This is a genomic window from Amycolatopsis sp. SID8362 (genome assembly GCF_010550475.1).
Taxonomy (GTDB): Bacteria; Actinomycetota; Actinomycetes; order Mycobacteriales; family Pseudonocardiaceae; genus Amycolatopsis; species Amycolatopsis eburnea.
On sequence record NZ_JAAGNB010000613.1, the window covers coordinates 1 to 588 of the forward strand.

Annotated in this window: 1 protein-coding gene; it reads left to right on the forward strand. The window is 76.5% G+C overall.

Annotated elements, in window-relative coordinates:
• The coding region (locus G3I65_RS18915) for a helix-turn-helix transcriptional regulator (RefSeq protein WP_160697286.1) at positions 1-500 on the forward strand (500 nt) is incomplete at its 5' end.
• Between the last annotated feature and the right edge of the window lie 88 nt (positions 501-588).

The following is a 588-nucleotide window of genomic DNA, read 5'->3' on the forward strand; positions in this document are numbered from 1 at the left end:
GCTCGGCGGCCGCGGCCGGGCACTGGCAGCGCGCGACGGCGTTCGTCCGCGGCCTGCTGGACGACGACGAGACGGCGTCGAGCCCGCTGCTCATCGGCCAGGCCACCCGTATGCTCGCGGCGACCGCGCTGGCGGTGTTCCCGAACGCGGCGTCCCCCGGTGACGGCCCGGCCGCCCCGGACACCCTGCGGCGCGCCGAGGACTTCGTCCACGAGCACGCGCACACCGACATCGGGCTGGGCGACATCGCCCGCGCCTGCCACGTGACGCCGAGGGCGCTGCAGTACGCCTTCGCCCGCCACCACGACCTGACGCCGCTGCAGTACCTGCGGCTGGTCCGGCTCGCCCGCGCCCACGACGACCTGGTCGCCGCCGACCCGGCCCGGGGCGACACGGTGACCGCCATCGCGATCCGCTGGGGTTTCCCGCACCCCGGCCGGTTCGCGGCCGCGCACAAACGGGTGTACGGCTGCCCGCCCAGCCACACCCTGCACGGGTGACCAGCACCGCCGCCCTCCTACGGCAGCAACGCCCGGACCCCCGCCGGGTCAGGGCCGTCCGGAGTGAGCAGCACGACGGCGTCGTCGA